Origin of the sequence: Streptomyces sp. NPDC058375 (assembly GCF_042723425.1) — a bacterium.
GTDB classification, from domain to species: domain Bacteria; phylum Actinomycetota; class Actinomycetes; order Streptomycetales; family Streptomycetaceae; genus Streptomyces; species Streptomyces durocortorensis.
The window spans coordinates 1-9,603 of the sequence record NZ_JBHXJG010000228.1 but is presented as its reverse complement, the minus strand read 5'-3'; the positions used below and the strand labels follow the sequence as shown (position 1 = coordinate 9,603).

The following is a 9,603-nucleotide window of genomic DNA, read 5'->3' as shown; positions in this document are numbered from 1 at the left end:
CGGCGGGGGGGGGGGGGGGGGGGTTGCGGGGGGGGGGGGGGGGGGTCGGGGTGTGGGGGGGGGGGGGGGGGGGGGGCCCTTCGGGGCGCTGCCCCGGACCCCGCTCCTCAATCGCCGGAGGGGCTCAAAAGATCGGCCTCAAGGGCCTACGCCCAGAGTTGGCCCTGCAACGTTTCGATGGCCGCTTCCGTCGTTTCCGCCGTGTAGACGCCCGTCGACAGGTACTTCCAGCCGCCGTCCGCGACGACGAAGACGATGTCGGCACTCTCCCCCGCCTTGACCGCTTTGTTGCCCACGCCGATCGCCGCGTGGAGCGCGGCGCCGGTGGAGACGCCCGCGAAGATGCCCTCCTGCTGGAGGAGTTCGCGGGTGCGGGTGACCGCGTCGGCGGAGCCGACCGAGAAGCGGGTGGTGAGGACCGAGGCGTCGTACAGCTCGGGGACGAAGCCCTCGTCGAGGTTGCGGAGGCCGTAGACCAGGTCGTCGTAGCGCGGTTCGGCGGCGACGATCTGGATGCCCTGGCGGTTCTCGCGGAGGTAGCGGCCGACGCCCATGAGGGTGCCGGTGGTGCCGAGGCCCGCCACGAAGTGCGTGATGGACGGGAGGTCGGTGAGGATCTCCGGGCCGGTGGTGGCGTAGTGGGCGCCCGCGTTGTCCGGGTTGCCGTACTGGTAGAGCATCACCCAGTCCGGGTGTTCCGCCGAGAGCTCCTTCGCGACCCGTACGGCGGTGTTGGAGCCGCCGGCGGCCGGGGAGGAGATGATCTCGGCGCCCCACATGGCAAGCAGGTCGCGCCGCTCCTGCGAGGTGTTCTCCGGCATGACGCAGACGATGCGGTAGCCCTTGAGCTTGGCCGCCATGGCGAGCGAGATGCCGGTGTTGCCGCTGGTGGGCTCCAGGATGGTGCAGCCGGGGGTGAGCCGGCCGTCCTTTTCGGCCTGTTCGACCATGTGGAGCGCCGGGCGGTCCTTGATCGAACCGGTGGGGTTGCGGTCCTCCAGCTTGGCCCAGATACGGACGTCCTCGGACGGGGACAGCCGCGGGAGACGGACGAGGGGGGTGTTCCCCACGGCCGCCAGCGGGGAGTCGTACCGCATCAGCGCATGCCGCCGGCGACGGCCGGGAGGATCGTGACGTTGTCGCCGTCGCTGAGCTTGGTGGAGATGCCGTCGAGGAAGCGGACGTCCTCGTCATTCAGGTAGACGTTCACGAAGCGGCGGAGCTGTTCGCCTTCGACGATGCGCTCACGAATGCCCGTGTGGCGGCTCTCCAGGTCGGCGAAGAGGTCGGCGAGGGTGTCCCCGTTGCCTTCGACGGCCTTCGCGCCGTCGGTGTAGGTGCGGAGGATGGTCGGGATGCGGACCTCGATGGCCATGGCGTGGGCTCCTGTCGAAAGCGGAGAGGTGGCGTGGGGCGCGCGTTTCAGCCCCCGCGCAGGGGGTGGTGCGTATGGGTGGGCGCGCGGACCGCGGCTCAGGCCGGGCGGCTCACGGGCAGGCTGCGGGGACAGATCGCGCTGGCGAGCCTGCACAGGTCGACGTGCAGCCGCGCGACGAGCAGCGTGCCCGGCGTCTTGTTGCTCACGTCATGGGGAACCATGCGGGCATCGTATCGATTCCCTGTGCGGAAACCCGAGTGTGATCCCACATGATGGATGGTGAGCGACCGCTATGTGGACTCCTGTCGCGCGGCGCCGTCTTCCGGAAGGTAGACGACCGTGGGGGCGCCGGTCCTCGGGTGGGCGCTGACCTCGGCGGCCACGCCGTACACCTCGCTCAGCAGCTCGGCCGTCAGGACCTCCTCCGGGGTGCCGGAGGCGACGACCCGGCCGTCCTTGAGGACGTAGAGGCGGTCGCAGTAGTACGCGGCGAGGTTGAGGTCGTGCAGGGCGAGGAGGTTGGTGGTGCCCAGGTCGCGGACCAGGGAGAGGATCTCCAGCTGGTAGCGGATGTCCAGGTGGTTGGTCGGCTCGTCCAGGACGACGAGCGAGGGCTGCTGGACCAGGGCGCGGGCGACCAGGGCCCGCTGGCGTTCGCCGCCGGAGAGGGAGGCGAACGTACGGGGTTCGAGTGCGGCGATCCCGACCCGGGCGAGGGCCTCGGTGACCAGGGCGGTATCGGCGGCGGTGTCGGCCTCCCAGAACCGCTTGTGCGGGGCGCGGCCCATCGCGACGACCTGGCCGACCGTGAGCTCGAACCCGGCGTGGCCGTCCTGCGGGACGGTGGCGATGCGCTGGGCGCGGGCCTTCACGGGGAGGGTGGCGAGGTCGTCTCCGTCGAGGAGGACGCGGCCGTGGGTGGGGCGCAGGGTGCCGTAGACGCAGCGCAGGAGGGTGGTCTTGCCGCTGCCGTTGGGGCCGACCAGGCCGACCGTCTCGCCGTCGGCGGCGGTGAGGTCGACGGCGTCGACGAGATGGCGGCCCTCGCCGGTCCCGTACGAGAGGGCCTCGGTGCGCAGGGTGGTCACGGGCGGGCTCCCTCGGGAGTGCGTTCGGTCGTCATGCGGGTGCTCCCTCGGGCCTGCGCCGCAGCATCCAGAGGAAGAACGGGCCGCCGGTCAGCGCGGTGAGCACCCCGACCGGGATGTCCTGCGGGGCGGCGAGCGTCCGGGCGGCCAGGTCCGCGAGGACCAGGAACACCGCGCCGCCGAGCGCGACGACCGGGAGCAGCGCGCGATGTGCGGCGCCGACCGCCATCCGGGCCATGTGCGGGACCATCAGGCCGACGAAGCCGATCGCCCCGCTGTACGCGACGAGCGCCCCGGTCATCAGCGAGGCGAGGACGAAGACGGCGGCCCGGAAGCGGGCGGTGTCCAGGCCGAGGACGGTCGCGCCCTCCTCTCCCACCAGAAGCAGGTCGAGCGGGCGGGCCAGGGTGAGGAGGACGGCGGTGCCGACGACCAGGGTGATCGCGGGCAGCGCGAGCATGTCCCAGCGGGCCGCGCCGAGGCCGCCGAGGGTCCAGTAGAGGACTTCCTGGAGGTGGTCGGCGCGGGCGGAGGTGACCAGGATCAGGCTGGTCAGGGCGGACAGGATGTAGGAGACGGCGACCCCGGCGAGGACGAGCCGGTTGGTGGTGAGGCCGCCCCCGCCGCGCGCCAGGGAGTAGACGAGCAGCAGCGAGAGCAGCGCGCCGGCGAAGGCGGCGGCGGGGATCGTGACGGTGGTGGCGAGGGACGCGCCGATGCCGAGGACGATCACCAGGACCGCGCCGGTGGAGGCCCCGGAGGAGACGCCGAGGAGGAACGGGTCGGCGAGCTGGTTGCGTACGAGGGCCTGGAGGACGGTGCCGATGACGGCGAGTCCGGCGCCGACGACGATGCCGAGCAGGACCCGGGGCAGCCGGACGTCCAGGACGATCGTGCGGAACGGGCTCGCCTCCGCCCGCCCGGTCAGGATGTCGAGCACCTGGCCGGGCGGAATGCGGACGGAGCCGAGAGCGAGGGCGGCCAGCACGGCGACGGCCAGGAGCGCGGCGAGGACGCCGAGCACCAGGACGTAACCGAGCGGCCGCCGCGTTGCGGAGGCGCGGCAGGTCACGGGGTGGTGGCCGCCTTGACCGCCGCCGGGTGGAGCTGGGCCGCGAGCTTGTCGACGGCGGCGGGGACGCGGACGCCGAGGACCGCGTCGGAGAGCGGCATGACGGCGAAGCGCTTGTTCTTGATGGCGGGGACGTCGGCGAGGGCCGGGTCGGTGAGGAGGCGCTTCTTCTTCTGTTCGACGGTGGTGGCGCCGTAGTCGTAGATCACGATGACTTCGGGCTTGCGGTCGACGACGTTCTCCCAGGAGGCGTCGCCGAAGGGCTTGTCGAGGTCGGCGAAGACGTTGGTGCCGCCGGCCCGCTCGATCAGCTCGTTGCCGATGCCCTCGCCGCCCGCGGTGAAGGCGGTCTTGTCGCCGCTGTCGTAGACGAAGACGGAGACGGGCTTCAGGTCGGCCAGCTTCTTGGCGGTGGCGGCGTTGTCGGCCTTGGCCTGCTCGATCCAGGCCTCGGCGCGGTCACTGATGCCGAAGGTGCGGCCGACCTCGCGGATCTCCTCGTAGAGGGTGTCCATGGGCTGGTCGCCCTTGGTGCAGCTCTCGGTGTTGAGGCGGGTCTCGATGCCGGACTTCTTGAACGCCTCGCGGCCGCGGCCGTCGCCCGCGGTGAAGGCGCTGCCGTAACCGCCGTAGACGAAGTCGGGGTCGGCGGCGAGGACCTGCTCGTAGGAGGGGTACTCCTTGGCGAGGACCGGGACCGAGGCGTAGTCCTTCGCGTATTTCGGCAGGACCTGGTCGTCGAGGTAGGCGGTGCCGACGAGGGACTTCTTCAGGCCCAGTTCCAGCATGATCTCGGTGACGTGCTGGTTCATGGTGACGACGCGCTTCGGCGGGGCCTTGTACGTCGTGGTGACACCGCAGTTCTTGACGGTGTACGGGAAGCCTTCGCCCGTCGCCGACGCCTTGCCCTCGGTGGCGGCGTCGCCGTCGGAGGAGGAGGCGGAGCAGGCGGTGAGAACGAGCGGGAGCAGCACGGCGGCGGCTATGAGCGCAGGGGTGCGCCGGGACATGGCGGGGCCTCTCCGGGGGATTTCCGCGTCCCCTGGTCGATGCGAGAAGGCGGCGGGCCAGTTCCTGGCTTCCGGGCCGCCCTCCGGCACGGAGTCCGTACGGGAGGGGGCCCGGTCACAGTGGCGGGACCGTGCCGGATTCGCACCGGCTTCCTGGTTCCTGCTGCCTTGATGGGTTCGGGGTGCAGTGTGCCAGACCCCTGCGGCGGCCCTGCGAGCCACCCGGGGGCTCAGTACGCCTCGACGACCTGCACGTCTTCCTCGGTGATCTCGCCGTCCACGATGCGGTACGAGCGGAACTGGAAGGGGCCCGAGCCGTCGGTGTCGGCGGTGGAGACCAGGACGTAGTGGGCGCCGGGCTCGTTGGCGTACGTGACGTCGGTGCGGGAGGGGTAGGCCTCGGTCGCCGTGTGCGAGTGGTAGACGATCACGGGCTCCTCGTCGCGGTCGTCCATCTCGCGGTAGAGCTTGAGGAGGTCGGCCGAGTCGAACTCGTAGAACGTGGGCGAGCGGGCGGCGTTGAGCATCGGGATGAAGCGCTCGGGGCGGTCCGTCCCGGCCGGGCCGGCTACCACTCCGCACGCCTCGTCGGGGTGGTCGGCGCGGGAGTGGGCGACGATCTGGTCGTAGAGCGTCTGGGTGATGGTCAGCATGGCGCCAGGATATGCATCGAGCCCCCGCGTACCGGTGGGTGGTACGCGGGGGCCCGCATGGTGGACACGTCGGCCGTTGGGGCGGCCGGGGCGGTCCGGGAGGGGGCGGTCGTGGGGCCCGCCCTCGGGGTCGACGGGGCTCCCGGAGGGCCGGTGGGGCGACCCCCCGGCCCTCCGGGGCAAGCGGCTCAGCGGGTCTCGGTGGAGGCCTTCTCCGGGGCCGACGGGGTGCGCGCCTGGAGCACCCGGTAGGAGACGAAGAGGATGAGCGCCCACAGCGGTGCGCAGTAGAGCGAGATCCGGGCGTCCTTGTCGATCGCCATCATCACGATGACCATGCCGATGAAGCAGAGCGCGAACCAGCTCGTGTACGGGGCTCCGGGGGCCTTGAACGAGGACTGCGGCAGCATTCCCGCGTCGGCCATGCGGCGGTAGCGGATCTGGCTGATCAGGATCATGATCCAGGCCCACATGCCGGAGATGGTCGCGAAGGAGACGACGTAGTTGAACGCCTCGCCCGGCCACTGGTAGTTGATCCACACGCCGACGAGCATCAGGGCGGCGGAGAACGTGGTGCCGACCAGCGGCAGGCCGTTCTTCGTCAGCTTGGTGAAGGCGCGGGGGCCCTGGCCGTTGAGGGCGAGGTCGCGGAGCATGCGGCCGGTGGAGTACATACCGGAGTTGCAGGAGGAGAGCGCCGCGGTGAGGACGACGAAGTTGACGATGGCCGCGCCGACGCCGAGCCCCATCTCCTCGAAGGCCTTCACGAAGGGGGAGACGCCGGGCTTGAAGGTGGACCACGGCACGACCGAGAGGATCATGATCAGCGCGCCGACGTAGAAGACGGCGATGCGCCACGGCACGGTGTTGATGGCCTTGGGCAGCACGGTCTCGGGGTCCTTGGACTCCCCGGCGGTGACGCCGACGAGTTCCACGGCGAGGAAGGCGAACATGACGATCTGGAGCGTCATGAGGGTGCCGGTGATGCCGTTGGGGAAGAAGCCGCCGTCGTTCCAGAGGTTGGAGACGGTCGCGGTGTCGCCGGCGTCGGAGAAGCCGACGGTGAGGACGCCCGCACAGATCAGGATCATGCCGATGATGGCGGTGACCTTGACCATGGAGAACCAGAACTCCAGCTCACCGAAGAGCTTCACGGAGATCAGGTTGGCGCCGTAGAGAATGACGGTGAAGACGAGGGCGGACAGCCACTGCGGGATGTTCCACCAGTACGTCATATAGGTGGCGGCGGCGGTGACTTCGGTGATTCCGGTGACGACCCAGAACAGCCAGTAGGTCCAGCCGGTGACGAATCCGAAGAACGGGCCGATGAATTCGCGGGCGTACTCCGAGAAGGAACCGGAGACCGGGCGGTACATGAGGAGCTCGCCCAGGGCCCGCATGACGAAGAAGATGACCATACCCGCGATGGCGTAGGCCAGGATGAGGCTCGGCCCGGCCCGGTCGATGGCTTTGCCCGCGCCGAGGAAGAGCCCGGTGCCGATGGCTCCGCCGATGGCGATCATCTGAATCTGGCGAGCTCCCAGACCGCGCTGGTATCCCTCACCGCCGGCTCCGGAGTCCCCGGCATTGCCGCCGGGCTGATCCTTGTCGACCTGTCCCTCGTCGACCTGCGCCGATGTCATGGTGGTGCGCCTTTCTCCACGCCGATCCGCGCCGTACAAGGCTGCGGATCAGGTCCTGATCCCCCCGGATATGGATGGAGTGCGACCGGCGTTCGGCCGGTGTGCAGCGCCCCCGGGAAACAGGGGTGGCGTCCCCGGGCGGTCGTGAAGATTTATCACGGCTGTCACCGGACACCGTGGGACATTCTGTGGTGCACACCACAGGCAGAAGGGGACATAAAGCCCCAACCCGAACGAATGACCCGAATGACTTGGCGGGATCATTACTCGGATCTGAGCGTCCGTTGAGCGAACAAGAGCCGCCCACCCCGGCGGGGTGGGCGGTTCGGTGTTTCCGGAGGCCGCCTACGGCATGAGGGTCTCGACCAGCGTTTCCTGGAGCGCGCCGAGCCAGAGGTACGCCATCACCATGGGCTTGCGCGGATCGGTGTCGGGGAGCCGGTAGAGCGAGCCCTCCTCGCCCTGGTCCTCGTCGGAGACCTCCAGCCGGGTGCCGATGGTCAGGCGCAGGTCGTTGAGGGAGCGGAGCCAGCTGCGGCACTCGTCGCCGGTGAGGGTGAGGACGGCCCCGCCGTCCGGGGCGGGCGAGAGCGCGTCCAGGGTGCGGACGACGGTGAGGGCGTCGTCGCGCTTGCCGGAGCGCAGGTCCATCTCGGTGAAGCGGCGGAACTCGGCGGACCGCTCGCGCAGCTCCTCCTCCGGCTTTCCGGCCCGGGCGGACGCCTCGGGCCCGCCGGGGCCGCCGTAGGCGTCGGGGAAGAGCCGGGCGAGCGCCGGGTCGGTGGGCGGCTTGCTGGGGCCCTCGGCGAAGAGGGCGGCGAGCGGGTCCTCGCCGTCGGCGGGCTCGTCGCCCGGGCCGATCAGTTCGAGCAGCTGCACGGCGAGGGAGCGGAGGATCGAGATCTCGACCTCGTCGAGCGCGACGGCCGCGCCGCCGCCGGGGGTGGCCTCGAAATGGCCGGCCATGGATTCTCCGATGGTGGGTCGAACGGGGCGGGTGGCAGGGGCGCCGGGAGCGGCTAGTCGCGGTCCTGGGTGAGGGTGGCCCACAGCCCGTAGCCGTGCATGGCCTGGACGTCGCGTTCCATCTCCTCGCGGCTGCCGCTGGAGACGACGGCGCGGCCCTTCTGGTGCACGTCCAGCATGAGCTTGTGGGCCTTGTCCTTCGGATAGCCGAAGTAGGCCTGGAAGACGTAGGTCACGTAGCTCATCAGGTTGACCGGGTCGTTGTGGACGAGCGTCACCCACGGGACGTCCGGCTCGGGGACCGCGAAGGCCTCCTCGGCCGAATCGGGACGTTCGATCTCTAGCGGGGTAGCAACGCTCACCTGTCCCATGCTGCCACCCGGGCGGGCCCGGCGCACAAACGGACCCCACATCTCGTCACTTTGACGAATAGGGGGTAGCATCCCAGCCATGAACACAGCGGACCTCGGTCGGCGGGTCGGCGTTCCGTCGACCGCGCTCTTCACCGACCAGTACGAACTGACCATGGTGCAGGCCGCCCTCAAGGCCGGCACCGCCGACCGCCACTCGGTCTTCGAGGCGTTCACCCGCCGGCTCCCCGAGGGACGGCGCTACGGCGTCGTCGCGGGCACCGGGCGGGTGCTGGACGCGGTGGAGAACTTCCACTTCGACGACGAGATGATCGGCTTCCTGCGCCAGCAGGGCATCGTGGACGAGCCGACCCTCGAATGGCTGGCGGGCTACCGCTTCAGCGGCGACATCTGGGGCTACCCGGAGGGCGAGGTCTACTTCCCCGGTTCCCCGATCCTGCGGGTCGAGGGGTCTTTCGCCGAGTGCGTGCTACTGGAGACGGTGATCCTCTCCATTCTCAACCACGACTCCGCCATCGCCGCCGCCGCCTCGCGGATGTCGGCCGCCGCCGGGGGCCGCCGGCTGATCGAGATGGGCGCGCGCCGCACCCACGAGCTCTCGGCGGTCGCATCGGCCCGCGCCGCGTACGTCGGCGGGTTCGACGCCACCTCCGACCTGGCGGCGGGCTTCCGCTGGGCGATCCCGACGGTCGGTACGAGCGCGCACGCCTTCACCCTGCTGCACGACAGCGAGCGCGACGCGTTCCGGGCGCAGGTGGACTCGCTCGGCCGGGGCACGACGCTGCTGGTCGACACGTACGACGTGACCGAGGCGGTCCGGGCGGCCGTGGAGATCGCCGGCCCCGAGCTGGGTGCCGTACGCATCGACTCCGGGGACCTGCTGCTGGTCGCGCACCGGGTGCGGCAGCAGCTGGACGAGCTGGGGGCGACGGGCACGAAGATCGTGGTGACCTCGGACCTGGACGAGTACGCCATCGCCTCGCTGGCCGCCGCGCCGGTGGACGCGTACGGGGTCGGCACCCAGCTGGTCACCGGGAGCGGGCACCCCACCTGCTCGATGGTCTACAAGCTGGTGGCCCGCGCCGGCTCGGCGGAGCCGGACGCTCCGCTGGTGCCGGTGGCGAAGAAGTCGCTCGGCGCGAAGTCGTCGGTCGGCGGCCGCAAGTGGGCCGCGCGCCGGACCGACGAGCACGGCGTCGCCGAGGCCGAGGTGATCGGCACCGGCCCGGTCCCCGAGGAGCTGGCCGGCCGGCAGCTGCTGGAGGAGCTGGTGCGGGGCGGCGAGGTGGTCGCCCGCGAGCCGCTGGACGCGGTCCGGGACCGCCACGTGGCCGCGCGGGCCGGGCTGCCGATGTCGGCGATCCAGCTGTCGCGGGGCGAGCCGGTGATCCCGACCGAGTACGCCTGAGAACGGCTCGGGGC

The 9,603-nt window shown here is 70.9% G+C and carries 11 protein-coding genes and 1 riboswitch; of the genes, 1 reads left to right on the top strand and 10 read right to left on the bottom strand.

What is annotated here, in order from left to right:
- Positions 1-146: 146 nt before the first annotated feature.
- The 10 genes from ACFWM7_RS28010 to clpS form a co-directional block, all read right to left on the bottom strand.
- Positions 147-1,097, bottom strand: a complete 951-nt coding sequence (locus tag ACFWM7_RS28010; protein WP_383265527.1) for a PLP-dependent cysteine synthase family protein — start codon at positions 1,095-1,097, stop codon at positions 147-149.
- Complete coding sequence (locus ACFWM7_RS28005; protein WP_383265526.1) at positions 1,097-1,375, bottom strand: MoaD/ThiS family protein; 279 nt, start codon at positions 1,373-1,375, stop codon at positions 1,097-1,099. Before ACFWM7_RS28005 ends, ACFWM7_RS28010 begins: the two co-directional genes overlap by 1 nt.
- 98 nt (positions 1,376-1,473) lie before the next feature.
- Entirely contained in the window at positions 1,474-1,599 is a 126-nt protein-coding gene (locus ACFWM7_RS28000; protein WP_383265524.1) for a putative leader peptide, read from the bottom strand.
- 69 nt (positions 1,600-1,668) lie between these two features.
- Positions 1,669-2,466, bottom strand: a complete 798-nt coding sequence (locus tag ACFWM7_RS27995; protein ID WP_383265522.1) for an ABC transporter ATP-binding protein — start codon at positions 2,464-2,466, stop codon at positions 1,669-1,671.
- Positions 2,467-2,497: 31 nt separating this feature from the next.
- Positions 2,498-3,538: a FecCD family ABC transporter permease gene (locus ACFWM7_RS27990; RefSeq protein WP_383265519.1), complete on the bottom strand. Its 1,041-nt coding sequence runs from the start codon at positions 3,536-3,538 to the stop codon at positions 2,498-2,500.
- Positions 3,535-4,548, bottom strand: coding sequence for an ABC transporter substrate-binding protein (locus tag ACFWM7_RS27985; protein WP_383265517.1), 1,014 nt, complete (start codon positions 4,546-4,548; stop codon positions 3,535-3,537). The genes ACFWM7_RS27990 and ACFWM7_RS27985 overlap by 4 nt, the downstream gene beginning before the upstream one ends.
- A gap of 58 nt (positions 4,549-4,606) precedes the next feature.
- Positions 4,607-4,707, bottom strand: a riboswitch (cobalamin riboswitch).
- Positions 4,708-4,778: 71 nt separating this feature from the next.
- Positions 4,779-5,201 carry a Mov34/MPN/PAD-1 family protein gene (locus tag ACFWM7_RS27980; RefSeq protein ID WP_030087623.1) on the bottom strand — a complete coding sequence of 141 codons (423 nt, stop codon included), beginning with the start codon at positions 5,199-5,201 and terminating at the stop codon, positions 4,779-4,781.
- Between the two features lie 188 nt (positions 5,202-5,389).
- Positions 5,390-6,844 (bottom strand): amino acid permease, encoded by a 1,455-nt coding sequence (locus ACFWM7_RS27975; protein ID WP_383265514.1) that lies wholly within the window; start codon positions 6,842-6,844, stop codon positions 5,390-5,392.
- Between the two features lie 345 nt (positions 6,845-7,189).
- Positions 7,190-7,810 carry a DUF2017 domain-containing protein gene (locus tag ACFWM7_RS27970; RefSeq protein WP_383265512.1) on the bottom strand — a complete coding sequence of 207 codons (621 nt, stop codon included), beginning with the start codon at positions 7,808-7,810 and terminating at the stop codon, positions 7,190-7,192.
- Between the two features lie 53 nt (positions 7,811-7,863).
- Positions 7,864-8,181 carry an ATP-dependent Clp protease adapter ClpS gene (gene clpS, locus ACFWM7_RS27965; protein ID WP_383265509.1) on the bottom strand — a complete coding sequence of 106 codons (318 nt, stop codon included), beginning with the start codon at positions 8,179-8,181 and terminating at the stop codon, positions 7,864-7,866.
- Between the two features lie 79 nt (positions 8,182-8,260).
- Between clpS and ACFWM7_RS27960 the strand changes: the two genes are divergently transcribed.
- On the top strand, positions 8,261-9,589 hold the full coding sequence (locus tag ACFWM7_RS27960) for a nicotinate phosphoribosyltransferase (protein WP_383265507.1): 1,329 nt from the start codon (positions 8,261-8,263) through the stop codon (positions 9,587-9,589).
- The last annotated feature ends 14 nt before the right edge of the window (positions 9,590-9,603 follow it).

Bases quoted from the DNA above. Each gene is read 5' to 3' on its own strand.
- ACFWM7_RS28000 (WP_383265524.1), bottom strand. From the start codon at position 1,599: ATGGTTCCCCATGACGTGAGCAACAAGACGCCGGGCACGCTGCTCGTC.
- clpS (WP_383265509.1), bottom strand. From the start codon at position 8,181: ATGGGACAGGTGAGCGTTGCTACCCCGCTAGAGATCGAACGTCCCGAT.
- ACFWM7_RS27970 (WP_383265512.1), bottom strand. From the start codon at position 7,810: ATGGCCGGCCATTTCGAGGCCACCCCCGGCGGCGGCGCGGCCGTCGCG.
- ACFWM7_RS27960 (WP_383265507.1), top strand. From the start codon at position 8,261: ATGAACACAGCGGACCTCGGTCGGCGGGTCGGCGTTCCGTCGACCGCG.
- ACFWM7_RS27985 (WP_383265517.1), bottom strand. From the start codon at position 4,548: ATGTCCCGGCGCACCCCTGCGCTCATAGCCGCCGCCGTGCTGCTCCCG.
- ACFWM7_RS28010 (WP_383265527.1), bottom strand. From the start codon at position 1,097: ATGCGGTACGACTCCCCGCTGGCGGCCGTGGGGAACACCCCCCTCGTC.
- ACFWM7_RS27980 (WP_030087623.1), bottom strand. From the start codon at position 5,201: ATGCTGACCATCACCCAGACGCTCTACGACCAGATCGTCGCCCACTCC.
- ACFWM7_RS27975 (WP_383265514.1), bottom strand. From the start codon at position 6,844: ATGACATCGGCGCAGGTCGACGAGGGACAGGTCGACAAGGATCAGCCC.
- ACFWM7_RS28005 (WP_383265526.1), bottom strand. From the start codon at position 1,375: ATGGCCATCGAGGTCCGCATCCCGACCATCCTCCGCACCTACACCGAC.